The sequence below is a fragment of the Arthrobacter sp. NPDC057009 genome (assembly GCF_042673905.1).
Classification (GTDB): Bacteria; Actinomycetota; Actinomycetes; order Actinomycetales; family Micrococcaceae; genus Arthrobacter.
Map to the genome: position 1 here is coordinate 82438 of NZ_JBHUSB010000004.1, position 24936 is coordinate 107373.

The window sequence follows — 24936 nt, forward strand, 5'->3', positions numbered from 1 at the left end:
TTAGGCTTGTCGGACGACCTCATGCTGAGACAACTCAGGAAGTCCGAATGCTGGACCGCTTGTCCGCTGGATGGATGGCGGGAACTAAGATTGAACTCTGTTTTATCCCTATGGTTGGAGGGGCTTCCGTGCGAGGTCCGTCCAGTACTCATGAAAGCGTCCCCACATGTCATCGCCTGCAACGTCAACGGAACATGGCTCCGTCAAACCGGTGAACTCCAAGGGCAAAGTGATCTTTGCCAGCCTCATCGGCACGACGATCGAGTTCTACGACTTCTACATCTACGCAACCGCGTCGGTACTGGTCTTCCCGCGGCTCTTCTTCCCGCAAGCCACCGAGATCAATGCCCTCCTGAGCTCCTTCGCCATCTTCGGCGTCGCGTTCATCGCCCGGCCCATCGGCTCGGTCCTCTTCGGACACTTCGGCGACAAGTTCGGCCGCAAGGGCACCCTCGTTGCTTCGCTCCTGACCATGGGCCTCGCCACCTTCTTCATCGGCCTGCTGCCCACCGCCTCCGTGGCCGGCTGGGCGGTCCTGGCGCCGCTGATGCTGGTGCTGCTGCGCTTCGCCCAGGGCCTGGCGCTGGGTGGTGAATGGTCCGGTGCCGCACTGCTGGCCACCGAGAACGCCCCCGAGGGCAAGCGCGCCATCTACGGCACTTTCCCGCAGCTCGGCGCCCCCATTGGCTTCATCCTGGCCAACCTGCTCTTCATCTGGTTCAACGCCGTGCTCACCCCCGAGGACTTCCTGGCCTGGGGCTGGCGGGTGCCGTTCCTGCTCAGCGCCGTGCTGGTGATCGTGGGCCTGTACGTCCGCCTCAAGCTCGTGGAAAGCGCCTCCTTCCAGAAGGTCCTGAAGGAGGACAAGGTGGCAAAGGTCCCCTTCGCCGCCACCATCAAGAGCCACTGGCGCCCGGTGCTGGCCGGTACCTTCATCATGCTGGCCACTTACGTGCTGTTCTACATCATGACCTCCTTCACCCTGACCTACGGCACCAAGCCCGCCTCCGTTGAGGCCGCGCAGGCTGCCGCGGAGAAGGCCGGCAAGCCGATGTCCGCCGCCGAGGTGGCCAACTTCGTTCCCGGCCTGGGTGTTCCGCGCGGTGACTTCCTCTGGATGCTGATCCTCGGCGTCGTCTTCTTCGGCATCTTCACCCTCGTGTCCGGCCCGCTGGCCGAGAAGTGGGGCCGCCGCAAGTTCCTCATGGGCGTCACCGCAGGCATCTTCGTCTTCGGCGCGCTGTGGTTCACCATGTTCGGCCCCGGCCCCGGCGCAGCGATCGTGGGCCTCATCGTCGGCTTCACCCTGATGGGACTCACCTTCGGCCCGATGGCTGCCATCCTGCCCGAGCTGTTCCCGTCCAATGTGCGGTACACCGGCTCGGCCGTCGCATACAACCTCTCCAGCGTCATCGGCGCTGCTCCGGCGTCGTTCATCGCCATTGCCCTGTGGCAGGCGGCCGGCGGCAGCACGTGGCTGGTCGGCGTCTACATGGCCGCGGCCGCGGTGCTGACCTTCATCGCGCTGTGGATCACGCGCGAAACCAAGGACACGGACTACGAGAACAACGTGGCCTGATTCCCAGCTCCTGCGCTTAAACGGAAAATGCCCGGTGTGGTTTCACACCGGGCATTTTCCGTTTGTTCTAGCTAGTCTTCGATCGTCGCAATCACGGCGCCGGCAGAGACGGTCTGGCCCGCCGCAGCGGACAGTCCCGTGATGGTGCCGGCGCGGTGCGCCGTCAGCGGCTGTTCCATCTTCATCGCCTCAAGCACGACGACGAGATCACCTTCGGCGACGACGTCGCCGTCGGCCACGGCCACCTTGACGATGGTTCCCTGCATGGGGGAGGCCAGGGCGTTGCCGCCCGCGGCGGCGGTGGCGCCGCCGGTGCGGCTGCGCTTCTTGGACTTGGCGGGCTTCGCGCCGGCTGCCGCGTTGCCGCTGAAGCCGAGGCTGGCGGGCAGTGCCACCTCCAGGCGCTTGCCGCCCACTTCCACCACCACGGTGCGCCGCTCGCCGGCTTCCTCGCTCTCCGGCGCGGCGCCGTTGGGCGTCCACGCGGGAAGGTCGTTGACGAACTCGGTTTCGATCCAGCGCGTGTGGACGCTGAACGGTCCCTCGGCCGGCGCGAACGCAGGGTGGCTGACCACGGCCAGGTCGAAGGGGATAACGGTGGGAATGCCTTCCACCACCATCTCCTCGAGGGCGCGGCGTGCACGCTGCAGGGCCTGGGGGCGGTCGGCTCCGGTCACGATCAGCTTCGAGAGCATGGAGTCGAAGTTGCCGCTGATGACGTCGCCCTCTTCGACGCCGGAGTCAATGCGGATGCCGGGGCCGGTGGGGTTCTTCAAAGTGCTGATAGTGCCCGGTGCGGGCATGAAGTTGCGGCCCGGATCTTCGCCGGTGATGCGGAACTCGAAGGAGTGGCCGCGGACCTCGGGGTCGCCGTAGCCAAGCTCTTCGCCGCGGGCGAGGCGGAACTGTTCGCGCACCAGGTCGATGCCCGTCACTTCCTCCGAGACGCAGTGCTCCACCTGCAGCCGGGTGTTCACCTCGAGGAAGGAGATGGTGCCGTCCTGGCCGACCAGGAACTCGCAGGTTCCGGCGCCCAGGTAGCCGGCCTCCTTCAGGATGGCCTTGGACGACTCGTAGAGGCGGCGGTTCTGTTCCTCCGTCAGGAAGGGGGCGGGGGCCTCCTCCACGAGCTTCTGGTTGCGGCGCTGGAGCGAGCAGTCGCGGGTGGAGACGACGACGACGTTGCCGTACGCGTCGGCGAGGCACTGGGTTTCGACGTGGCGCGGGGCGTCCAGGAACCGCTCGATGAAGCACTCGCCACGGCCGAAGGCGGCAGTGGCCTCGCGGACGGCGGAATCGAAGAGCTCGGGGATTTCCTCGCGGGTGCGGGCCACCTTGATGCCGCGGCCGCCGCCGCCGAAGGCGGCCTTGATGGCCACGGGCAGGCCGAACTTGTCCGCGAATTCCAGGATCTCCTCGGCGGACTCCACGGGGTCGGCGGTGCCGGGCACCTGCGGGGCGCCCACCTTCTCGGCGATGTGGCGGGCCTGGACCTTGTCGCCCAGGGCGGAGATGGCCTCGGGAGACGGTCCGATCCAGGTGATGCCGGCGTCGATGACCTTCGCGGCGAACTGGGCGTTCTCGGCCAGGAAACCGTAGCCGGGGTGGATGGCGTCGGCACCGGACTGGCGGGCCGCGTCGATCAGCTTGTCCATCACGAGGTAGGACTCTGCTGCCGTGGTGCCGCCCAGGGCGTAGGCTTCGTCGGCGAGCCGGACGTGGAGGGCGTCCCGGTCCGGATCGGCGTAAACGGCGACGGAGGCGATGCCCTCGTCCCGCGCTGCACGGATGATGCGGACGGCGATTTCACCGCGGTTCGCAATCAGAACCTTGGTGATTTTCGAATGCACTGGACCTGCGGACTGCTCCGGCTTTACTGACAAGGCGTCTCCTTCTTTCCTTCAGGGAGCCTAGCCTGATTTTGAGGATTCCGCCGATATTACTGGCGGAATCCGCGTGTAGGAGGCCCGGCCTTTGTAGGGAAGCTACAACTCCCCGGGATTTGCCGAGTCCGGCAGGTCCTGCCAGAACTCGGTGATGCTCACGTTCGCCTGGGCCAGCAGGGAGCGGAGCGTGGATACGGACAGGCCGACGACGGCGTGCGGGTCGCCGTCGACTTTCCGGATGAAAGCTCCGCCCAAACCGTCAATGGTGAAGGAGCCGGCGCAGTGGAGCGGTTCGCCGGTGGCAATGTAGGCGTCGATCTCGGCGAGCTCCATCTCCATGAAGTGCACCTCCGCGGAGGCGACGCTGCCCAGTGTGGCGCCTGAGCCGCCGTCGTCATCCGTGTCACGGCAGTCCACCAGCCAGTGGCCGGTGTGCAGGACCCCGCTGCTGCCGCTCATCCTCAGCATCCGCTGCCGGGCCACGTCCACGGTGTACGGCTTGCCGTGGGACTCGCCGTCGAACTCGAACACGGAATCGCAGCCGAGCACCAGGGCACCCTCGGCTTCCGGGAGCGACGCGACAGCCTCGGCTTTGGCGCGGGCCAGGAGCAGGGCGGTGTCGTGCGGATCGGTCACGCCGTAGCGTTCCTGGACGGCGTCCTCGTCGACATCGGACACGAGCACCTGGTGCTCGATGCCGGCCTCAGCCAGAAGTTTGGTACGGGCGGGGGACTGGGAAGCAAGAATGAGGCGGGTCACGGCTCCAGCCTAATTCATCGCCGCTTTTCAGCGGGCGGCGGCCTCCGCGGGTTCGGCCTCCGGCTCGGGGTTCGAGTCGGCCGCCTCGGGGACCTGCTTGCCGAGCTTGGCGCCCTCCACGTCCACGTCCGGAAGTATGCGTTCCAGCCACCGCGGCAGCCACCAGGCCTTGTCGCCAAGCAGGTACATGACGGCCGGGACGATCGTCATACGCACCACGAAGGCGTCCACCAGCACGCCGAACGCCATCGCAAAGCCAAGCGGCCGGACCATGTTCAGGTGCGAGAAGATGAAGCCTGCAAAGACACTGACCATGATGATGGCAGCGGCAGTGACCACCGCAGAGGCATGGCTGAACCCGGAACGGACGGCGTGCTTTGCGGACTCGCCATGCATGAAGGACTCGCGCATGCCCGAGGCGATGAACACCTGGTAGTCCATGGCCAGGCCAAACAGCACACCGATCAGGATGATCGGCAGGAAGCTCAGCACGGCGCCGGGATTGTCGACGCCGAACACAGGACCCAGCCAGCCCCACTGGTAGACGGCCACCACGGCGCCGAACGCGGCCGCCAGCGACAGCAGGAACCCGCCGGTCGCCAGCAGCGGCACCACGATCGAGCGGAACACGAGCAGCAGCAGGATCAATGACAGCCCCACCACGATGGCCAGGTAGGAAGGCAGGGCGTCGCCCAGCTTGGTCGAAACATCGATGTTGCCGGCGGTCTGGCCGGTGAGGCCGATGCTGACGCCGGTGGCATCTTCGATTTCGGACCTCTCGGCACGGATGTCGGAGACCACATCCACGGTGCTGGCGCTGGCCGGGCCTTCCTTCGGGATGACCTGGAACACCGCCGTCCCGCGGTCCTCGCTCAGCGCCACCGGGATGGCCGCAGTGACGTTTTCGGTCTTCCGCAGGATGTCCGCGACGTCCAGCTGCTTGGCCGTGGCCTCCGCCTCACTCAGGCCGTCCGGGAAGTCACCCACCACGATGATCGGCCCGGTCATTCCTTCACCGAAGCTGCGCTTGGTGGCGTCATAGGCCTGGAAAGCCTGGGAATCGACGGGTTCGGAGCCGCCGTCGGGCAGCGCCAGCCGGAGCTGGGCGGCGGGCAGGGCCACGATGCCCAGCGCCAGGACTCCGGCCAGCATGGCCATCACCGGGTGCCGGGTGACAAGTCCGCCCCAGCCGTGGCTGCTGCGGTGTTCGTCCTTGGCGCGGTCTTCAACCTCACTGTTGGGGTCGGCATTGTGCTTCTCGGCCTTGGCCCAGGCCCGCTTGGAGATCAGCTTCCTGCCTACCAGGGAGAGGATGGCCGGGGTGAGTGTCAGGGCGACGAGGACGGCAACCGCCACGGTCGCGGCCGCCGACACGCCCATGACCCCCAGGAACGGCAGCCCCGGAACCACCAGAGCGGCGAGGGCGATGATGACCGTGAGGCCGGCAAAGAGCACGGCATTGCCGGAGGTTCCGGTGGCCCGGGCCACCGATTCTTCGGCCTCCATGCCCGCCAGCAGTTGACCGCGGTGGCGGTTGACGATGAACAGCGAGTAGTCGATGCCGACGGCGAGGCCGAGCATGAGGGCGAGCATGGGGGAGATCGAACTCATGTCGACGACGCTGCTCAGCGCCATGGTGGCGCCTACGCCCACCGCCACGCCGATGATCGCCATCAGCAGCGGCAGCCCGGCGGCGACCAGTGTTCCGAGCATGATGATCAGCACCAGTGCCGCCACGGCGATGCCGATAATTTCGGCCACGCCGAAGATCTCGGAAACGTCCTCGCTGATCTCCTTGCTTGGCAGGGCGGTAACCCCTGCCGATGAGACTTGGTGCACGATGTCCTGGACTTCCTGGCGCACCTCCGGGTCCAGCCCGTTGATGGAGGTCTTGAACTGGACCTGTGCGATGGCGGCCTTGCCGTCCTCGGAAACGAAACGCATTCCCGTGGACGCCTCCAACTGGCGCTTGGCGAGTGCCAGCTTTGCGTCACCTGCCTCCAGTTCCCTGGTCCCGGCGTCGAGCTTTTCCTGGCCGGCGGCCAGGGCGGCTTGCTGCTGGCCCAGCTGTGCCTCGATGACCGGCGCCGGGAACCCGGCCGCCGTCATCTGCGCCTCGGCAGCGGCGAGCTGTTCCTTGCCGGCTGCCAGTTCGGCGGCAGCTTTTTCCAGCTGTTCCTTGCCGGCAGCCGCCTTGGCTTCACCGTCCGCCAGGTCTCCGGCGGCCTTGTCCAGCTGGGCCTGGGTGGCGAACGGGTCGACGGTTCCCCGGACATCGGGGAGGGTCTCAAGCTTGGTCAGCGCCGCGGACACCGCCTCCTTGCCCGCCTGGCTGAACTGGGCATCATTGGCCTGGAAGACAACCCCGGCGGAGCCTCCGGACGACGCCGGCAGCTCCTTCTGGAGCTTGTCCGCCATCTGCTGGGTTTCCGTGCCGGGAATCTGGAAATTGTTGGACAGTGTGCCGCGAAAAGCTGCGGCTGCGCCGCCGACGGCCAGCAGGACCGCCAGCCAGAGCGCGACGACGAGCCATCGGTGGCGATAGGAAAACTTGCCAAGGCGGTATAGGAGAAGTGCCATGTCAGGACCGTTCTGCGTTGCGGGTGGAAGGTTTAGCGGAAGATTCAGTCGACGGGATACCCGGTGCCGGCCCGGCAAAACCGGATCCGAGCAGGGCCATCGAATCGATGAGCAGCTGGCGCAGGATGGCCAGGGACTCGGGGGAGAGGTCGGGACCGCAGCGGCGGAACCACACGTCCATCGCTGCCTTGCCACAGGAAACGACCGATCCCGCGAGGGCCCGGACATAGAGCTCGTCCTGATCAGCTGCCGGGGGCTGTCCGGTCCCGGAGCCTTGCTTAGACCCGGTGCCTTGTTCGGTCCCGGTGCCTTGGGGCGAACGCTCGCGGGCGGCTGCAACGATCTGCTCGGTGCAGTGGTCCCAGGCCTCCAGTTCGGAGCGTGCCATCAGGGGATTTCCCTGCGTGAGGCCGAACAGCTCGGCCAGCGGAGCCACTGTCATGGGATCTGCCAGCGCCACCAGGGCGGCCCGCGCCGATTCGATGATGGGCTCATCCGCAGGACGGCGGCGGAACTGCTCGAGGGCGCTGTCCAGGAAACCGTTGGTGACCGAGGCGATGGCCGCCTCTGTGCTGCTGAAGTAGTTGAAGAACGTCCGGCGTGAGATGCCTGCGGCTTCTGCGATGTCCTCGACCGTGAAGTTGCCGGGGCCGTTCTGCCGCAGGAGGGCAAGCGTGGAATCGGTGATGGCCTGCCGGGTGGCTGCTTTGTTCAGCTCGCGCCGGGAGACCGGCCCGCCGGCCTCTGCAGGAACGGAACCAGGCGACGGCGAAGGGGAAGAAGTGGAAGTGGACACCCAGTTACACTACGTGCAAGTTTGCACTCTGCGCAACTGGAGGTCTACGCATGGGTTTCACCCCTGGATTCACAGCATCTTCACAGCAGGGCAAGAGGTGTTCTTGAGGAGCCGGGTGCATCCTGTTTCCATGCCGGCGCGGCAATGGTGCTTCAGGCCGGCGGATCGAGGAGCGAACCATGGAGCGTTCAAGAAAAGTAGCTCTCGGGCTGGGCGCGACAGCGCTGGCACTGACTGCCGGATTCGGTGTCAGCGGAATGGCGGCCGGGACAACAGCCACTCCCACGCCCTCCCCACCGTCCAGCAGCCCGGCCGGCCCTCCCGCTGACGCGCCGCGTTCGGACGTCGGCCGGCACGGTCATGGGCACGGCCACGGCCACGGACACGGTCACCATGGGAATGGACGCGGCCACGGTGTCCTGGGGCGGGACGCGGCGGCCCTCGCGGCAAAGCTGGGGGTGGACCAGTCCAGGGTGGAGGATGCGCTCAGGGCATTCCGCGACGCTAACCACCCGCCCGGCCGGTCCGCCGACGGGACCAAGCCGGACAAAGCGGCGAGGGAGGCAGCGCTGGCAGCGTCACTGGCCAAGTCGCTGGGGATCGAGGAAGCCAAGGTCAAGGCCGCCCTCGAGGAGCTCCGCACCCAGGCGCAGACGGACCGGGCGGCAGCATTGAAGGGCCGGCTCGACCAGGCGGTCCGGGACGGGACGCTCACCCAGGCCGAGGCGGACGCAGTCGCCAAGGCCGTGGAAAAGGGCGTGATCGGCGGCCACTAGGTGTGGCCCGGTAGTGCGTTAGCCGGTGCGGTCGACGGCGGCGAGGATTGCGGCCCCGAGTTCCGCAGGCCTGGTGAACTGCGGCCAGTGGCCGGTGGGAAGGTCCACGAGTTCGAGGTCGCGGATCCGGGCGAGCTCCTCAACGTAAGGGTGCCCGGCGTCCATCCACTCCGTCAGCAGGGAGGACGGGAACTCGCAGGCGATCACCGTGGCCGGGACCTCGTAGCGGCGCACGTCGTGAAGATGCTGCTTGTCGCAGGCCACAGCCCTGGGTTGCGGGATGGCCCGTGCGCGGAAGGCCTCCCGCAACCCGTCGTCGAGATCGGTGAGGTCGGCGTCGTCGAACACGTCCCACGGCGGCAGAGGTATCTCGTCACCCTCGGCCGGCAGCTCATCATTGATGACCCCGCCCTCGCCCAGCGGGCCGCTGTCCACATAGACGGCCCGGACGACGCGGTCCGGGCGTTCGTCCACGGCGCCGTAGATAATGGCTCCTCCGCCGGAGTGGCCCACCAGGACCAGGGGACCTTCTATTCCGTCGATGGCCTCCACTACCGCATTGATGTGGTCGCGAAGCCCAATGCCGGACCGTTTGGCGTCCTTGGCCTCGAGCCCGGGAAGGGTCAATGCGTGGATCTGGTGGCCGGCCTCCACCAGCGGGGGAGTGACGCCGGACCAGGATGAGCCATCGAGCCAGAAACCGGGAACCAGAATGATGTCCATGCCCCGTACCCTACCCTCGGCGCCTGCCGAAGGGGGACCCATCCGGGCGGGCTGATTTAAATGAGTGTGCCCCGGGTGAACTTTGAGCAGTTCATCCCGGGGCACACTCATGTGGCTTGTGTCAGGCCTTTGAGCCGGCCAGCTCGGGCTCGACGGCGGCGGGGGCCTCTTCCTCGCGGAAGGCCTCTCCGGTGCGCGGTGCGTTGTACAGGGTTTCGTCAAGGATCCCCTGGCGCTTGGCCACGATGGTGGGCACGAGTGCCTGGCCCGCCACGTTGACAGCCGTGCGGCCCATGTCCAGGATCGGGTCGATCGCCAGCAGGAGTCCGACGCCGGCCAGCGGCAGTCCCAGCGTGGAGAGGGTCAGCGTCAGCATGACGACGGCGCCGGTGGTGCCGGCCGTGGCTGCGGATCCGAGGACCGCGACCAGGGCGATCAGCAGGTAGTGGCTGAAGTCGAGCTGGATCCCGAAGAACTGGGCCACGAAGATTGCCGCGATGGCCGGGTAGATGGCCGCGCAGCCGTCCATCTTGGTGGTGGCGCCCAGCGGCACGGCGAAGGAGGCATAGCCCTTGGGGACGCCGAGGTTGCGCTCGGTGACGCGCTGGGTCAGCGGCAGCGTGCCGATGGAGGAGCGGGACACGAAGGCCAGCTGGATCGCGGGCCAGGCGCCGGAGAAGTACTGCTTGACGGACAGGCCGTTGAAGCGGACCAGGGCCGGATAGACGCCGAACAGCACCAGGGCGAGGCCGATGTAGATGGCCGCCGTGAACTTGCCCAGCGAGCCGATGGTGTCCCAGCCGTACACGGCCACTGCGTTGCCGATCAGGCCCACGGTGCCCAGCGGTGCAATGCGGATGATCCACCACAGGACCTTCTGGATGACGGCCAGGGCCGAGGCATTGAGGGCCAGGAACGGCTCAGCCTGCTTGCCCACCTTGAGGGCGGCGATTCCGACGGCGATCGCGATCACCAGGATCTGCAGGACGTTGAAGCTGACGGACGTGGTCACGGCGCCGGACTCAGCGACCGTGGAGCTGGCGCCGAGGCCCAGGAAGTTCTTCGGGAACAGGCCGATGAGGAACGCCCACCAGTCGCCCTGCTTGCCGTCGTACTCCGCGTCGCCGGAGATGCCGGTGTTCGCGCCGGGCTGCAGGAGCACGCCCAGGCCAATGCCGATTAGCACGGAAATCAGCGATGTGATGGCAAACCACAGAAGGGTGTTCCAAGCCAGCCGCGCGGCGTTGGAGACCTCACGCAGGTTGGAAATGGAACTGACCACGGCCGTGAAGATCAGCGGCACGACGGCGGTCTGTAGCAGCGACACGTAGCTGGAGCCAATGGTCTGGAGCGTCGCGCCGAGCCCGTTGGGCTCCGCCTTGGTGCTGCCGGTGTACTTTGCCAGCAGGCCAAGCCCCAGCCCGACGATCAGGGCTGCAATGATCTGGAAGCCGAAGGAACCTGCCCACCGGGGCAGCTGGAAGCCGGGGCGGCCGGCCGTGGATGAAGTGGTTTTATTGCTCACCCCAACAAGTTAGGCCCCATAAAATACAGCTTCCAGTCGATATTGAGAAATATTACGCTGCTCCCGGTGGGTAGGTGACTCGGAACGCCCGGAAAAACGCCGCCACCCCGCACTTTTATGAAGTTATTCCCGCGGGTGGTGTGGCAAACATCTCGCCCCCAGCGGGGTGCCTAGCCGAGCATGGCCCGCTTGAGGGTGTCGAGGCCCACGGAGCCGATGTTGAGCGCCTTCGTGTGGAACGCCTTGAGGTCAAAATCCGGCCGGGCTTCGAGCTCCGCTCGGATCTGTTCCCAGAGCCTTTGGCCCACCTTGTAGGAAGGGGCCTGGCCCGGCCAGCCGAGGTAGCGTGCGAACTCGAACTGCAGCTGGCCTTCGCTGATGTCCAGGTTGGCCTTGAGGAAATCAAAGCCTTTCTCCGGCGTCCAGGTGCCCGTTCCCCAGCGTGCGGGGACTTCAAGCTCCAGGTGCACGCCGATGTCGAAGACCACCCGCGCCGCCCGCATCCGCTGCATGTCCAGCATGCCCATGTGGTCGCCCGGATCCTTGAGGTAGCCGAGTTCCTCCATCAGCTTCTCTGCGTACAGGGCCCAGCCCTCGCCGTGCCCTGAGGTCCAGCAGACGTTGCGCCGCCAGCTGTTAAGCAGTTCGCGCCGGTAGACGGCGGTGGCCACCTGCAGGTGGTGCCCGGGCACGCCCTCATGGAACACGGTGGTGGTCTCGGCCCAGGTGGTGAACGTGTCCTCGCCTGCGGGCACGGACCACCACATCCGTCCGGGCCGGCTGAAGTCGTCCGAAGGCCCCGTGTAATAGATGCCGCCCTCGTCGGTGGGGGCAATCCGGCATTCCAGTGTCTTCATGGCGTCGGGAATCTCGAAGTGGACGCCGGCAAGGTCGGACACCGCACGGTCGGACAGCTCCTGCATCCATGCTTTCAGGGCATCCGTTCCCTTCAGCTGCCGGGCGGGATCGCTGTTGAGGATCTCCTTGGCCTCCGCGATGGAGGCACCCGGCTTGACTTCGGCGGCGACCCGTTCCTGGGCGGCAATGATCCGCTCGAGCTCCTCGACGCCCCAGGCGTAGGTTTCTTCGAGGTCGACGGCGGCGCCCAGGAACACCCGCGATGCGAGGGCGTAGCGCTCCCGGCCCACGGCATCCTTCTCCGGGGCAACCGGGAGCAGTTCCTCCTTCAGGAATTCGGCCAGCCTGGCATACGCCGCCCGGGCGGCGGCAGCACCGGCGTCGAGCTTCTCCTGCAGCGCCGCCGGCAGTGGGCCGTCCGCGGTCCTGGCTTCTGCCGCGAGCTTGGCGAAGAAGCCGTCCTCCGCCGCGTATTTGGTGGTCTGTTCGATCACGATCGACACCTGCCGCCGCGCTGAAACCTTGCCGCCGTCCTTGGCGGTACGCAGGGACTCGATGTAGCCACCGATGGCTGCGGGAACGCTGTGGGTGCGGCCCGCGATGTTCGCCCAGTGCTCCTCGGTGTCCGTGGGCATGAGGTCGAAGATCGAGCGGATGTTCTGCGCCGGGGAGTCGATGTTGTTCAGCTCCGCCAGGTCCCAGCCCGATTCGTAGATCTCAAGCTGGAGGCCGAGGCGTTCGCGCAGTGCGTCGAGGGTGACGGCGTCGACCTCGTCAACAGGTTCCAGCCCCTCGAGGGCTTCCAGGGTTTTCCGTTCCGCCGTGGCGAACCTGCTGATGCCGGCAGGAGAAAAGTCCTGGAACTCGGTGTCGTGCCCGGGGATGCCGAGCGTGGTGGCCAGGCTGGGGTTCAGGGCAATGAGGGTATCGGTGTGGGCGTCGGCGACGGCGTCGATGGCGGTCCGGGGGCGTGCCGGGACGGCAGATTCAGTAGTCACCCCACGAGACTAATCGCGAGGCTTCAGTTATGAAAGAGTCACTGAATATTTCCCGAGGCTTCCTTAGCTGGGGCCTCCGCCGCCGCGGGTTCCCTGGCCGAGCGAAGCGAGGTTAGGGAGGCGGTGGGGACTGGTCAGCCCCGGCTGCGCTTCCAGGCGCCCGGACCCGGCGTCGGTCCCAGCCGCAGCTGCTGCCGCCGCATCCACTGCCGCGTGCCGGACTTCGCCGGTCCGGCCTCTGCAGACGGCTGCATGGAAAGCATGACGGCGGTAAGCGCCGCCAGCTCTTCGGGCGTCGGTTCGCCCTTGGTGACGGAGAACACGGGTTGGGCCGGCTGGGCGTCTTCGGCAGGCTCAGCTGCCTGATTCTGGGCGCTCACAGCGGGATGTTTCCGTGCTTCTTGGCGGGCAGGCTCGCGCGCTTGTCGCGCAGCGCCCGGAGCCCCTTGATGATCTGAAGCCTGGTGTCCGAGGGTGCGATGACGGCGTCGACGTACCCGAGCTCGGCGGCCTGGTACGGGTTCAGCAGCTCTTCCTCGTACTGCCGGATCACGTCGGCGCGCTTTGCCTCAACGTCGCCGCCGGCCTCGGCCACAGCGGCGAGGTCGCGCCGGTAGAGGATGTTGACGGCGCCCTGGGCGCCCATCACGCCGATCTGGGCGGTGGGCCACGCCAGGTTCAGGTCGGCACCGAGCTTCTTGGAGCCCATGACGATGTAGGCGCCGCCGTAGGCCTTCCGGGTGATCACGGTGAGCTTGGGCACGGTGGCTTCGGCGTAGGCGTAGAGAAGCTTGGCGCCGCGGCGGATGATGCCCTGGAACTCCTGGTCCTTGCCAGGCAGGAAGCCCGGAACGTCAACGAGGGTGATGATCGGGATGTTGAAGGCGTCGCAGTGGCGGACGAAGCGGGCTGCCTTTTCGGAGGCCGAGATGTCCAGGGTGCCGGCGAACTGCAGCGGCTGGTTGGCCACGATTCCCACCGTGTGGCCCTCGACCCGGCCATAGCCGATGATCACGTTCGGCGCGTACAGCGCCTGCATCTCCAGGAAGTGGGCGTCATCGACGATCTGTTCGATCACCTTGCGCATGTCGTACGGCTGGTTCGCGGAATCCGGGATCAGCGTGTCCAGGGTGAGGTCGTCGTCGTCGAGTTCCAGCTCCTGCTGGTGGTCCAGCACCGGCGCCTCGGAGAGGTTGTTTGAGGGCAGGAAGTCCAGGAGTTCCCGGACGAACTCAATGGCGTCGGCCTCGTCGGAGGCCAGGTAGGTGGAGGTGCCGGTGGTGGCGTTGTGCTGCCGGGCGCCGCCAAGGGTCTCCATGTCCACGTCCTCGCCGGTGACGGTCTTGATGACGTCGGGGCCGGTGATGAACATGTGGGACGTCTTGTCCACCATGACCACGTAATCGGTCAGGGCAGGGGAGTAGGCTGCGCCGCCGGCGCAGGGGCCCATGATGAGGGAGATCTGGGGCACCACGCCGGAGGCGTGCACGTTGTTGCGGAAGATGTCCGCGAACATGGCCAGCGAGGCGACGCCCTCCTGGATCCGCGCGCCGCCGCCGTCGTTGATGCCCACCACGGGGCAGCCGTTGCGCAGCGCGAACTCCTGGACCTTCACGATCTTTTCGCCGTTGACCTGGCTCAGGGAGCCGCCGTAGACACTGAAGTCCTGGCTGTAGAGGGCCACGAGCCGGCCGTCCACGGTTCCGTAGCCGGACACCACGCCGTCACCCAGGGGCTTCTTCTTCTCCATGCCGAAGGCTGTGGAGCGGTGCACGGCCAGCGCGTCGAACTCCACGAAGGAGCCCGGGTCCACCAGCAGGTCGATGCGCTCGCGGGCGGTGTTCTTGCCGCGGGCATGCTGCTTCTCGATGGCTTCGGGGCCGGAGGGCTGCTCTGCACGTGCCTGGCGGTCGCGGAAATCGGCAATCTTTCCCGCCGTCGTGGTCAGATCGTGGCTCATGAAGGGTCTCCGGCTCTGTAGCTGTTGTGCTGTAGCTGTTCTGCTGCGGCAGCGTGACGCGGGCGCTGGCTGCCGGCTTAAGTAGCATCCGTACAAATCCAAGGCCCTGATGGCTAGTCTAGTGACGCAAATTCCCGGGACCGCTGTAGGGTTCCTACAATTTTCGTCCGTGGCGCCGACGGAAGCTCAAATGTTACTCGCGGGTAACAAATCCCGGCTAGAGTGTCCCTATGACTTCGAGCAGCGACGCTTTGCCTGTTCCGGCCACGCCCTACCGGGCCACCGGCAGCCTTCGGGACCGGACCGTCCTGATGTCCGGCGGCAGCCGCGGCATCGGCCTCGCCATCGCCCGGCGGGCCGCCCGGGATGGCGCCAACGTGGTGCTGCTGGCCAAGACCGGTGAGCCGCACGCGAAGCTCGAGGGAACGGTCTACAGTGCCGCCGGGGATGTGGAAGCCGCCGGCGGCAGGGCACTGCCGCTGGTCGGGGATGTCAGGAACGACGGTGACGTCGCCCGCGCCGTGGACGCCGCCGTCGGCCGTTTCGGGGGAATCGACGTCGTCATCAACAACGCCTCCGCGATCGACCTTTCGACGACGGATGCCATGGACATGAAGCGCTACGACCTCATGCAGGACATCAACGTCCGCGGCACCTTCCTGCTGTCCAAGCTGGCACTGCCGGCACTGCGCAAATCCACCGCGGGCCATATCCTCACGCTCTCGCCGCCCCTGAACCTGGACCCGAAGTGGGCGGGCCAGCACCTGGCCTACACCATGGCCAAGTACGGCATGAGCCTGACCACCCTGGGGCTGGCTGAGGAACTGAGGAACGACGGCATCTGCGTCAACTCGCTGTGGCCGCGGACGCTGATCGACACGGCCGCCATCCGGAACATGGCAGGCGGCGAGTCGATGGTCCGGGCAGCCCGCAGGCCGGAGATCATGGCTGACGCGGCACACGCCGTGCTCACCGGGGCAGCGGCCGGCACCAGCAACACAGGCAACTTCTACACGGACGAGCAGGTCCTCGCAGCCGCGGGCGTCACGGATTTCCGTCCCTACAGCCTGGGCGCCGCCGAAGCTGACCTCGTCCCTGACATCTTCCTCTGACCCTGGAACGCACAGCGCGAACGTACACTTGTGGCCCCGTTTCCACCCGGAATTGGGGCCACAAGTGTACGTTCGCGCTTCCAGCCGACCCGGCCGCAGGCTTTCCCGGCCGTGCCGCCCGGCGAGTCGCTAGGATTCAGGTATGGATGCCGCACGCCCTGACGATAGCCGTGGACCGCAGGAGAACCCGACCGGAACGACGGGCCTGCCCGAGCGGCCGGCCCTGGACCGGGAAGCCCTGTCCGACGCCAACTTCCTCGCCGCCACCGGCATCGCGCAGCTGACGGTCGTGGAGACCACGGGGTCCACCAACGCCGATCTTCTGCAGGCCGTGACCGCGGACCCCAAGGCCTGGCCGGACCTGGCAGTCCTGACCGCGGAGCACCAGACTGCCGCCCGCGGCCGGCTCGACCGCTCCTGGGAGGCGCCCGCCCGCAGCTCGGTCCTGGTGTCTGTGGTGCTGCGGCCGGCGAATTCCAACGGCCAGCCGCTGCCTACCGAGACGTACTCATGGCTGTCCCTCCTGGCCGCCGTCGCGCTGCGCGATGCGCTGGATGAGACTGCGGGACTTCCCGCCGAGCTGAAGTGGCCGAATGACGTCCTGGTGCGGGGTGGAAAAATCGCCGGCATCCTCGCCCAGCTCGGACCGATGGGTGACGGCTCCGTGCCGCCCGTCATCCTTGGCACCGGCCTGAACGTCACACTCACGGAGGATGAGTTGCCGGTGCCCACCGCCACGTCAGTCCAGCTGGAGGGTGCCGTAACTGTTGACCGGACCGCCCTCCTGAAAAGCTATCTCTCGCGTTTTTGTTCGCTCTACCGCAGCTTCTGCAACGCCGACGGCGATGCCACGGCCGGCCTGGCCGGCGGTCCCTCGCTGCACAAGCGGGTCGAGACGGCGATGGTCACCCTGGGCCAGCAGGTCCGTGCCCAGCTTCCCGGTGACCACGAAATCATCGGCCACGCCTCCCGGCTTGATGACTCGGGCTCCCTGCTGGTGGTGGACGCCTCCGCCCACGAGCATGTGGTGACAGCGGGGGACGTTGTCCACCTGCGGCCGTGGTCCCCGCAGGACCAGGGCAAGCATGGGGCTGCAAAGCCCGGCCCGGCGGGGCACAGCACTGTGAAGCATGGCTCTGACAAACAGGGGTCCGGCGAAAGCGGTTATGCGTAAAGAGCTCCTCCCCGGCGAGCAGGTCATTGTGGTGACCCGCCCGCAGCCCAGGGTGCTGTTCCTCCCGGCGGTGGTTTTCATTGTGGTGCCAGCCCTTGTTGCGTTCGCGAGCGCCTGGATCATCCGCGGCGGCCTGTCGGCGCTGGCCCCGGCCGTTACGCGGGAATGGACGTTCTGGGCGGTGGCCGGCTGTGTGCTGGCCGGGCTGTGGGTCCTGCTGGGCTACTGCCTGCCGCGGCTCCTGAGGTGGCAGGCCACCCGGTACTTCCTGACCAGCCAGCGGGTGTTGGCGCGCTTCGGCCTGCTCAGGCGCCGCGAGCGGCAGGTTTTCCTGGCGTCAGTGCGTAATGTCACAATCAGCCAGTCGATGCTCCAGCGGATGTTGCGGTCAGGGAATATATCCTTGGATGCCGGGCACCATTTCGGCGCAGTGCTGAAGGATGTGCCGGAAGTTGCCACCTTCCACAGGTTCCTGCTGGACGCCCTTGACGAGCTTCCGGACGAGGAAGCATTTGGATTGGGTCAGGCGCCGGATGAGCCCGGCGACCGGTTTCCGCGGGATGTGAGAGAAGGTGGAAGAGATGAACGATGAGGATCAGCGCGGCGGCCAGGAGACGGGTACACAGGAGGCAGTCATGCCTGAAAGCGGCATGCAGGAAGCCGGGGCAGAGGAAGCCGGCGCAGGCGAGTCCGGGGCGCAGGACAGCGGCCACCGGGAGGTGGCGGACGCCGTCGTCGAAAATCCGCCCACTGGCACCATGTCCGCGGAGCGCATTGCAGCCAAGGCCCTCGAATCAAAGCTTCTGGGCGGTGAACGCAAGCTGCGCCGCCGCGAGGTGGCCGCCGGCGTAGGTCTGTCGCTGCTCTCGGCACGCAAGCTGTGGCGCGCCCTGGGCTTTCCCAACTGGGGCGACGACGACGTCGCCTTCACGGAGCGCGACCAGGCCGCCCTTTCCACGGCCGTGGGCATGGTCCGGGCCGGGAAGCTCACCGAGGAAGCGGCCATTTCCGTGACCCGTGCCATCGGGCAGATGACGGACCGCATGGTGGTGTGGCAGATCGAGGCCCTGGTTGAGGACATGGTCCACGAACAGGGGCTCACCGACGCCCAGGCCCGCAAGCGCCTGGTCCATGAGTTGCCTGCCCTGGTGGACCCCCTCGAGGAGATGCTTGTCTACTCCTGGCGGCGTCAGCTCAACGCCGGCGTGCAGCGGCTGGCTGTCCGGGCCGAAGCCGGCCTGCAGGCCAGCGAGGAAGGCCGCGAAGGGGACGAGGACGATGCGCCGCTTCCGTTGGCGCGTGCCGTGGGCTTCGCCGACCTGGTCTCCTACACGAGCCTTTCGCGGCGGATGAACGAGAAAACCCTGGCCAAGCTGGTGCAGCGCTTCGAGAACAAGTGCGCCGAGATCATCTCGGTGGGCGGCGGCCGGCTGGTGAAGACGGTGGGCGACGAAGTCCTCTACATCGCCGAGACGCCGGCGGCGGGCGCCGAAATCTCCCTTGCCCTGGCCGAGGCCTTCACCCGGGACGAGATCCTGCCCGAGGCCCGCGTTGCCATGGTGTGGGGGAGGATCCTCTCCCGCCTGGGCGACATCTACGGGCCCACCGTCAATCTTGCCGCCCGCCTGACCACGCTGGCCGATCCCGGCACTGTGCTGGTCGACTCCATGACGGCCGCGGCGCTGGACCAGGACGAGCGGTTTGTGCTGATTCCCCAGAACGTGGAGAACGTCCGGGGATTCGGTGAGATCCAGCCTGTCACGCTGGCACGGGGACGGGGCCAGGGCCTGGTCCTGGACTAGGCGCCGGGCCACGTTCCCGCACCAGGCGCGGCGTGGGCAGTCCTCCCCATCGCCCGGAGGGGACTGCACGGGTAGGCTGGCGGGGTAACGGACGGCCGGAGGGCTGTTCTTGGACAAGCCGCCAGCGCCCATGTCATAGTCGAGACTCGAAAATTGTTCCGGCGTCTCTACGGGGGAGTGGCGGACTGTCACCGGCCCCTGATGAACATCAGGAGCTAGTAAGCCGCGCTCAGGCGGCTGGGATTTCAGGGGAATAATAACGCTGTGTCAACTTTGTTCGGCAGGCTGGGGCTGAGGAACCGCCGCAACAAGATCGTCACCGGCACCGTCTTTTCCGCTGCTGCTGCAGCGCTGGTGGCCGGTGCCGTGATCTACCCGGGGTTCAAGACAACCGAGGTTGACCTTAACGACGGCGGCGTCTGGGTGGTCAGCAAGGCACGCAATGCCGTCGGCCGGCTTAACTACCCCTCGCGCGTGCTTGACGGTGCCGTGACCCCGGCCAGCACCACCTTCGATGTCCTGCAGAACGCCGGCAAGGTGTTCGTCGACGACGAATCCGGCGCCACGCTGAACCAGGTATCCGCCGCCAACATGCGGCTCGGCGGCGACAAGAAGCTCCCCGGCTCGGCCCAGGTGAGTTTCGGCGCCGACGTCATTTCAGTCACCGATCCTGCTTCCGGCAAGATGTGGGCGATGTCACCGTCAACGGTCAATGCCTTCGACGAGGAGTCGACCGAGCCCGCGGTGGCCGGTTCCCAGGGACTGGTGTCCGCCGTCGGTCCGGATGACCGGATCTATTCGGCCGACCCGAAAACGGGGCAGGTGACAGTGACCACGGTGGACGCCTTTGGGGCAGCCACCGGCACCAACACCAGCACGTGGGACGGGCTGAAGGGCGCGGGGGACCTCCAGCTCGCTGTCGTGGGGGACCAGCCTGTGGTCCTGGACGCCGCCGCCGGAAAACTGTTCCTCCCCGGCGGGCGCGAAGTGCCGCTGGCCGATGCCGGCGACGCGAAGCTCCAGCAGTCGGGCCCGGCCTCGGACTCCGTGGCTGTGGCCACCGGCAAGGCACTCCTCAAGCAGCCGCTGAACGGCTCTGCCGCGAAGACCGTGACCTTCGGCGGCCAGGGGATGCCGGCAGCGCCGGTCCAGCTGGACGGCTGCATCCATGCGGCATGGTCCGGCGCCAACAAATACGTCCGGGACTGCACCAATGACGCGGACGACAAGAACGTCGCCGTGCCCAAGGCCAGCGCATCACCGAGCTACGTGTTCCGCGTCAACCGCGACCTTGTGGTCCTGAACGACGTGAACTCGGGCAACGTGTGGCTGGTCAACCAGAACATGCAGGTGGTCAACAACTGGGACGACGTTGTTCCGCCCAAGAACCAGGCTGACGACCCCGACGAGGAGTCCGCCGACGACAACACCATCAACGTCCTGCCGGACCGCACCAAACCGAACCGTCCCCCCGAAACGAAACCCGACGCCGTCGGCGTCCGTCCAGGGCGCACCACGGTCCTGAGCGTCCTCGACAACGATTCCGACCCCGACGGCGACGTCCTGACCGCCTCCCTCGGCGCAGAAGGCCCGCGGGCCGGCAGCATCGAAAGCATCCATGGCGGCTCCGCCTTCCAGATCACCGTGCCGGCCGATGCCTCGCCCGGGACCGAGACGTTCGATTACACGGCCGCGGACGGACGCGGCCTGTCCGCCGGCGGCAAGGTGACCCTGAGCGTCGTCGGAGCGGACGAGAACCGGCCCCCGGCCTTCAAACGCGGCGACCCCACCACGCTCCTCGTGGAGCAGGGCAAGACCGTCAGCCAGAACATCCTCACCGACTGGGCCGATCCCGACGGCGACGACCTGGTCCTGATGTCAGCCACCGCCGACAACGACCAGGACCAGGTCAAGGTCCGCCGCGACGGCCTGCTCACCTTCCAGGACTCCGGCGCCACGGCCGGAAAGAAGAGCGTCACGGTGTCCGTCTGGGACGGCCGCGCCACCACCACGGGCAAGGTGGTGGTCAACGTCCAGCCGCCGGGAGCCCTCGCCCCCGTGGTCAACGCCGACCACGTCACCGCCGTGGTGGGCCAGGACCTGGTCATCGCGCCCCTGAAGAACGACGTCGACCCCAACGGTGGCGCTCTGCGCCTCGCCCAGGTGGAAGCCAGCGGAGCAGCAGAGCTGGGCCCGGTCACCGACGGCGGCACCTTCACCTTCAGGAGCCGCACCCCGGGCCCGGTGTACCTCACCTACCTGGCCAGCAACGGACCGCAGAGCAGCCAGGGCCTCATCCGGGTGGACGTGGAATCCGGCAAGGACTCCGGAAACCCCGTCGCCGTCCACGACGTGGCGCTCCTGCCCGTCGGCGGCAGCGTCCTGCTGGACCCGCTGGCCAACGACTCCGACCCGTCCGGCGGCGTGCTGGTCCTGCAGTCCGTCGCGGTGCCCGAGAACGCCACCGCCTCGGTGAGCGTGATCGACCACAGCGTCCTGCGGATCACCGACATCGCCGGCACCAAGGACCCGTTCCTCTTCCGCTACACGATGTCCAACGGCAAGGCTTCGGCCACCGGCAGTGTGTCGGTGGTGCCCGTGCCCGCCCCCGCCGTGGTGGAAGCGCCGCAGCCCAAGCCAGACGAGGTCAACGTCCGCGTGAACGACGTCGTGACGATCCCCGTCCTGGACAATGACACCCACCCGCAGGGTGAAAAGCTGACGGTCGACGCTGTCCTGCCGCAGGCCGTTCCCGCGGAGGACGGCAAAAGCTTCGTCTCGGAGAACACCCTCCGGTTCATCGCCGGCAGCCAGCCCAAGACCGTGCGCGCGATCTACAACGCGGTGGACCCGCAGGGCCAGAAGAGCGCCGCCGCCGTCACCATCCACATCCTGCCGCTGGAGGGTGCCGAAAATTCCCGGCCACAGCCCAAAAACCTGACCGCGCGGGTGGTGGCGGCGGGTACGGTGCGCATTCCTGTTCCCCTGGACGGCATTGATCCCGACGGCGACTCCGTCCAGCTGACCGGCATCGACAGCACGCCCGGCATGGGCACGGCGACGGCGGGCAGCAACTTCATCGACTTCATCGCCGCCGGGAACGGCGCCGGAACCGATACGTTCCGCTACAAGGTGGTTGACCGGCAGGGCGCCGTGAATACCGGGACCGTCACCGTGGGCATCGCACCGCGCGGCGACACCAACCAGAAGCCCACCCCCGTGGACGACCAGGTCAAGGTCCGGCCCGGGCGCCAGATCGCCGTCGACGCGGCCGGCAACGACACCGACCCGGACGGCGACCCCATCAGGATCGTCGGCGACGGCATTGAGGCCGACGCCGCACTGAAGGCAACCGTCAGCAAGCAAAGCGGACGCATCCTCCTGCAGGCTCCGGCTGCCGAAGGCACCGTCAACCTCCGTTACACGGTGGCCGACGAGCGAGGAGCTTCCGCCCAGGCAGCCATCCGGATGGTGGTGGACAGCAGCGTCCCGCTGCAGGCACCGATTGCGCGCGACGACCGGGTGACCTCGGCGCAGACGCTCGGCAAGACCGCCGTCGACGTTCCGGTGCTCAAGAACGACGAAGACCCCGACGGCGTTGGCGAGAACCTCAAGATCAGCAGCGCGGCCGAAACCGCCCGGCCGGGCGCGGACGGCAACATGATCGTGGAGCTGACCGAGCAGCCGCAGCTGGTGCCCTACACGGTGGAAGACGTCGACGGCCAGAAGTCGACGGCGATCATCTGGGTGCCGGGCCTCGGCCAGCAGGTTCCCACCCTTGCCAAGGACGAGGTCCTCGAGGTTGTCGCCGGCCAGTCCGTGACCGCTGACCTCGCCGAATGGGTGAAGGTCCGGGACGGCCGCTCGCCCCGGCTGACCCAGACCGACAGGATCAAGCTCATCGGCGCGGACGGCAGCAACCCGGTGGCCGGCAACGGCACGGCCGTCAGGTATACCGCGGACCGGGACTACGCGGGCCCCGGATCCATCACCTTCGAAGTGACGGACGGCTCCGGCCCGGACGACCCCGCCGGCCTGAAGTCCACCCTGAGCATCAGGACCAGGGTGCTGCCCGATCCCAACCGGAACAACCCGCCCGTCCTGCTCGGCGGCTCGGTTGATGTCCCGCTGGGTGACTCGGCCTCCGCGGACCTGGCCAAACTCACGACCGACCCCGACGGGGACGACGCCGGCAACATGAAGTACGAGACCGCCGGCGCGGTCCCGCAGGGCTTCAACGTGTCCACCGACGGTGCCACCCTCAAGGTGTCGGCCCAGGACAGCCTGCGGCCTGGCGATGCAGGGTCCGTGCAGGTGAAGGCGAAGGACCCGCGCGGCCTTGAATCCACCGCCACGTTCCGGTTGGCCGTGACGGCGACAAACCGGGCCAAGCCGGTGGCGAACGACGACATCGAGGAAAACGCCGCAGCGGGCAAGCCTGTCACCATGAAGGTGCTGGCGAACGATGCCAACCCGTTCCCGGAGACTCCGCTGAAGATCATCGGCGTCGCCACCGAGACAGGGCAGGGCACTGCCGCCGTCAGCGGCGACTCGGTGACGGTCACGCCCGCGGCCGGATTCTCCGGCACCCTGGTGGTGTCCTACACGGTCGGCGACAAGACCGACGACGCCTCGCGGTACGCCACCGCCCGGATCCGGCTCACGGTCAAGGACAAGCCCCTGGCCCCGACCACCCCGCAGGCGCAGAGCGTGGGAGACGGCACGGCGCTGCTGAACTGGACGGCGCCGGCGGACCGGGGATCACCCATTACCAAGTACACGGTCTACGGCGAAGGCGGCTACTCGCAGGACTGCCCGGCCAACTCGTGCACCCTGAACAACCTCGTCAACAACACCAAGTACCACTTCCAGGTGACGGCAACGAATGAGTTCGGCGAGTCCGACAGGTCACCGGTTTCCGCCGAGGTCCGGCCCGACGTCAAGCCGGACATGCCGCTGGCTCCGGCGCTGAGGTTCGGCGACCAGCAGCTGGCCGTGACCTGGCAGGCACCGGCCAGCAAGGGCTCTCCGGTCAAGTCTTACGATCTGGAAATCTCGCCCGCACCCGCCGGCCAGAACCCGCAGATCCAGAACCTGACATCCACCAGCTACGTCTGGAAGGGTCTCACCAACGGCGTGGCCTACAAGGTGCGGGTCCTGGCCCGCAACGACGCAAAGGATCCGTCGGAGTGGAGCCCGTACTCCGCTGCCGAGGTACCGGCCGGGGTGCCGGCGACGCCGGCTGCCCCCAGCGCGGCCGGGGCCGGCTCCGTGGGCAGCCAGTCCCAGGTCAACGTCAGCTGGACGGCCCCGAACAACAACGGCGATGCGGTCTCCGCCTACACACTGACAACCCTGCGGGGCGGAGCCGTGGTCAAGAGCCAGCAGGTGGCTTCCGGCACGTCGCTGAATGTCACAGTGGACAACTCCGAGGCCGACTACGCCTTCACCGTTTCCGCCACCAACAAGGCGGGCACGTCCGGAACCAGCGCCCAGTCCGCCCCCGTCAGGGCCGCCGGCAAACCCGGCACCGTGGGCGGCGGGACCGTACGGGCGAACGGGACGAGCGGCCAGCTGGATGTGACCTTCACGCCCCTCACCGAGGCACAGCGGAACGGGTCGCAGGCGTCGGAAATCAGCTACCGGTGGTCCACCGCCTACGGGTCCGGGCCCATCAACGCCGGCGGCGGAACCATCACCGGCCAGCCCAACGGGCGGGACGTCACCGTCAACATCATCGCCTCCTCCACCAAGAACAACGTGTCCGGCGATGCCAAGGCCATTGGCTCGGGAAACCCGTACGCACCGCCGAACGCGCCGAATGTCAGCGGCGGGAAGTCGGCCACCGGCGACCCCCAGGTCCACTGGACCTGGAATTCCACAGGCACCAACGGGCGGCCCCTGGACCACTACGAGGTCAGCCTCGACGGCGGCGCCTGGACCAGCGTCGGAAAGGCCACCAGGTTCGACGCTTCCGGCGGCGGCTGGAACCAGACCCGGACCCTGCGGGTCAAGGCCGTCACGGTGGTCGACGGGGCCATCGGACGCGCAGATGCAACCTCCGGCAACGACCCGACCCCGCCGCCGCCGGCGTCGCAGATCCAGGTCGACGCCAGCAGCGTGCGCACCTGCCCAGGGAAGCCCGGCCTGCCGGACTCCTACACGCCCGGCAGCCCCGCCAAGTGCGGCGTCGGCTGGGTGGAGCGTTCCTGGGGCAGGCTGTCCATCGACTGCACCAAGGACATCTACGGCAACGGCACCCCGTGGTACCGCCTGACCGAGTCGGCCAAGAGCGGATGGTACGTGAAGTCGACCACTGTGGACCTGTACGGTTCGCGGCCCGGCGGATGCTGACCGTCCGCCCACCAGCACCCAAGCCCGCCCATCCCGCACCAGCACCAACCTAAG

At 67.4% G+C, this 24936-nt stretch carries 16 protein-coding genes; 7 read left to right on the plus strand and 9 right to left on the minus strand.

Going from position 1 to position 24936, the window contains the following annotated elements:
- Positions 1-166 precede the first annotated feature (166 nt).
- Entirely contained in the window at positions 167-1579 is a 1413-nt protein-coding gene (locus ACFTR6_RS06045; protein ID WP_377957241.1) for an MFS transporter, read from the plus strand.
- A gap of 71 nt (positions 1580-1650) precedes the next feature.
- Here the strand turns inward: ACFTR6_RS06045 and ACFTR6_RS06050 are convergent, their stop codons facing one another.
- From ACFTR6_RS06050 to ACFTR6_RS06065, 4 genes are all read right to left on the minus strand, one after another.
- The gene (locus ACFTR6_RS06050) at positions 1651-3462 is read right to left on the minus strand and encodes an acetyl/propionyl/methylcrotonyl-CoA carboxylase subunit alpha (protein ID WP_377957242.1); all 1812 of its coding nucleotides are present in this window, start codon (positions 3460-3462) and stop codon (positions 1651-1653) included.
- 102 nt (positions 3463-3564) lie between these two features.
- On the minus strand, positions 3565-4224 hold the full coding sequence (locus ACFTR6_RS06055; RefSeq protein WP_377957243.1) for a Maf family protein: 660 nt from the start codon (positions 4222-4224) through the stop codon (positions 3565-3567).
- A gap of 27 nt (positions 4225-4251) precedes the next feature.
- The gene (locus ACFTR6_RS06060; RefSeq protein WP_377957244.1) at positions 4252-6804 is read right to left on the minus strand and encodes an MMPL family transporter; all 2553 of its coding nucleotides are present in this window, start codon (positions 6802-6804) and stop codon (positions 4252-4254) included.
- 1 nt (position 6805) lies between these two features.
- On the minus strand, positions 6806-7600 hold the full coding sequence (locus tag ACFTR6_RS06065) for a TetR/AcrR family transcriptional regulator (protein WP_377957245.1): 795 nt from the start codon (positions 7598-7600) through the stop codon (positions 6806-6808).
- Positions 7601-7779: 179 nt separating this feature from the next.
- Here ACFTR6_RS06065 and ACFTR6_RS06070 point away from each other — a divergent pair, with 179 nt between their 5' ends.
- Positions 7780-8376 carry a hypothetical protein gene (locus ACFTR6_RS06070; protein WP_377957246.1) on the plus strand — a complete coding sequence of 199 codons (597 nt, stop codon included), beginning with the start codon at positions 7780-7782 and terminating at the stop codon, positions 8374-8376.
- A gap of 18 nt (positions 8377-8394) precedes the next feature.
- On the opposite strand, the gene ACFTR6_RS06075 is transcribed toward ACFTR6_RS06070, so the two are convergent.
- The 5 genes from ACFTR6_RS06075 to ACFTR6_RS06095 all read right to left on the minus strand — a co-directional run bounded on the left by ACFTR6_RS06075 (position 8395) and on the right by ACFTR6_RS06095 (position 14440).
- Positions 8395-9099 carry an alpha/beta fold hydrolase gene (locus ACFTR6_RS06075; protein ID WP_076798314.1) on the minus strand — a complete coding sequence of 235 codons (705 nt, stop codon included), beginning with the start codon at positions 9097-9099 and terminating at the stop codon, positions 8395-8397.
- Between the two features lie 121 nt (positions 9100-9220).
- Positions 9221-10624: a dicarboxylate/amino acid:cation symporter gene (locus ACFTR6_RS06080; protein WP_377957247.1), complete on the minus strand. Its 1404-nt coding sequence runs from the start codon at positions 10622-10624 to the stop codon at positions 9221-9223.
- A gap of 170 nt (positions 10625-10794) precedes the next feature.
- Positions 10795-12480 carry a DUF885 domain-containing protein gene (locus tag ACFTR6_RS06085; protein ID WP_377957248.1) on the minus strand — a complete coding sequence of 562 codons (1686 nt, stop codon included), beginning with the start codon at positions 12478-12480 and terminating at the stop codon, positions 10795-10797.
- 134 nt (positions 12481-12614) lie between these two features.
- Positions 12615-12860 carry an acyl-CoA carboxylase subunit epsilon gene (locus ACFTR6_RS06090; RefSeq protein WP_377957249.1) on the minus strand — a complete coding sequence of 82 codons (246 nt, stop codon included), beginning with the start codon at positions 12858-12860 and terminating at the stop codon, positions 12615-12617.
- Entirely contained in the window at positions 12857-14440 is a 1584-nt protein-coding gene (locus ACFTR6_RS06095; protein WP_076798310.1) for an acyl-CoA carboxylase subunit beta, read from the minus strand. Before ACFTR6_RS06095 ends, ACFTR6_RS06090 begins: the two co-directional genes overlap by 4 nt.
- Before the next feature lie 230 nt (positions 14441-14670).
- Between ACFTR6_RS06095 and ACFTR6_RS06100 the strand changes: the two genes are divergently transcribed.
- From ACFTR6_RS06100 to ACFTR6_RS06120, 5 genes are all read left to right on the plus strand, one after another.
- Positions 14671-15552 (plus strand): NAD(P)-dependent oxidoreductase, encoded by an 882-nt coding sequence (locus tag ACFTR6_RS06100; protein ID WP_087873617.1) that lies wholly within the window; start codon positions 14671-14673, stop codon positions 15550-15552.
- A gap of 142 nt (positions 15553-15694) precedes the next feature.
- Positions 15695-16726, plus strand: a complete 1032-nt coding sequence (locus ACFTR6_RS06105; protein WP_377957250.1) for a biotin--[acetyl-CoA-carboxylase] ligase — start codon at positions 15695-15697, stop codon at positions 16724-16726.
- Positions 16719-17318 (plus strand): PH domain-containing protein, encoded by a 600-nt coding sequence (locus ACFTR6_RS06110; RefSeq protein WP_377957251.1) that lies wholly within the window; start codon positions 16719-16721, stop codon positions 17316-17318. The genes ACFTR6_RS06105 and ACFTR6_RS06110 overlap by 8 nt, the downstream gene beginning before the upstream one ends.
- Positions 17308-18528: an adenylate/guanylate cyclase domain-containing protein gene (locus tag ACFTR6_RS06115; protein WP_076798306.1), complete on the plus strand. Its 1221-nt coding sequence runs from the start codon at positions 17308-17310 to the stop codon at positions 18526-18528. Before ACFTR6_RS06110 ends, ACFTR6_RS06115 begins: the two co-directional genes overlap by 11 nt.
- Positions 18529-18792: 264 nt before the next feature.
- The gene (locus ACFTR6_RS06120) at positions 18793-24882 is read left to right on the plus strand and encodes an Ig-like domain-containing protein (protein ID WP_377957252.1); all 6090 of its coding nucleotides are present in this window, start codon (positions 18793-18795) and stop codon (positions 24880-24882) included.
- Positions 24883-24936 lie beyond the last annotated feature (54 nt).

Excerpts from the sequence above, each read along its gene's own strand:
- ACFTR6_RS06045 (WP_377957241.1), top strand. The coding sequence starts at position 167 with ATGTCATCGCCTGCAACGTCAACGGAACATGGCTCCGTCAAACCGGTG.
- ACFTR6_RS06060 (WP_377957244.1), bottom strand. The coding sequence starts at position 6,804 with ATGGCACTTCTCCTATACCGCCTTGGCAAGTTTTCCTATCGCCACCGA.
- ACFTR6_RS06070 (WP_377957246.1), top strand. The coding sequence starts at position 7,780 with ATGGAGCGTTCAAGAAAAGTAGCTCTCGGGCTGGGCGCGACAGCGCTG.
- ACFTR6_RS06075 (WP_076798314.1), bottom strand. The coding sequence starts at position 9,099 with ATGGACATCATTCTGGTTCCCGGTTTCTGGCTCGATGGCTCATCCTGG.
- ACFTR6_RS06095 (WP_076798310.1), bottom strand. The coding sequence starts at position 14,440 with ATGAGCCACGATCTGACCACGACGGCGGGAAAGATTGCCGATTTCCGC.
- ACFTR6_RS06100 (WP_087873617.1), top strand. The coding sequence starts at position 14,671 with ATGACTTCGAGCAGCGACGCTTTGCCTGTTCCGGCCACGCCCTACCGG.
- ACFTR6_RS06105 (WP_377957250.1), top strand. The coding sequence starts at position 15,695 with ATGGATGCCGCACGCCCTGACGATAGCCGTGGACCGCAGGAGAACCCG.
- ACFTR6_RS06110 (WP_377957251.1), top strand. The coding sequence starts at position 16,719 with ATGCGTAAAGAGCTCCTCCCCGGCGAGCAGGTCATTGTGGTGACCCGC.
- ACFTR6_RS06115 (WP_076798306.1), top strand. The coding sequence starts at position 17,308 with ATGAACGATGAGGATCAGCGCGGCGGCCAGGAGACGGGTACACAGGAG.